The organism is Mesorhizobium sp. M2A.F.Ca.ET.039.01.1.1, from assembly GCF_003998035.1.
In the GTDB taxonomy this organism is placed as follows: Bacteria; Pseudomonadota; Alphaproteobacteria; order Rhizobiales; family Rhizobiaceae; genus Mesorhizobium.
The window spans coordinates 1-594 of the sequence record NZ_RZRY01001431.1; the positions used below are offsets into that span (position 1 = coordinate 1).

Annotated in this window: 1 protein-coding gene; it reads right to left on the reverse strand. The window is 65.3% G+C overall.

All coding sequences use genetic code 11. From position 1 onward, the window contains the following. A partial coding sequence (locus EOA24_RS40280; protein ID WP_245502008.1) for an LLM class flavin-dependent oxidoreductase occupies nt 1–594 on the reverse strand: 594 nt, incomplete at both ends.

Here is a 594-nt window from a genome sequence, read left to right on the forward strand (position 1 = left end):
GGTCAGATATTTGTCGATCTCCTGCGCCGCCACGGTCGAGCCCGCATCGGAAGACCCGCCGAAATAGAGCGGCGGATAGGGCGTCTGCACCGGCGGGAACAGGAGGCGGCCATCCTCGATGCGGAAATGCTTGCCCTGATGCTCGACCGTCTCGCCGCTCAGCACGCGCTTGTAGACCTGCAGGAATTCCTGCGTCACCTCGTAGCGCTCGGCATGCGACTGAAAGATGCCGTCGCCCTTGTTCTCCAGCGGATCGCCGCCGGTGACGACATTGATCAGCAGCCGTCCGTTGGAGATGCGGTCGAGCGTTGCCGTCATGCGCGCCGCGAGCGTCGGCGACTGCAGGCCGGGCCGCACCGCGACCAAGAAACGCAACCGCTCTGTCAGCGGCGCCAGAGCCGATGCGATAACCCAGGAATCTTCGCAGGACCTGCCCGTCGGCAGGAGCACGCCGTAATAGCCAAGCGTGTCGGCCGCCTGCGCCACTTGCGTCAGATAAGGCAGATCGACCGCCCGGCCCCCTTCCGAGGTGCCAAGATAGCGGCTGTCGCCATGGGTCGGCAGGAACCACAGGACTTTGATGCGGTCGGGGGT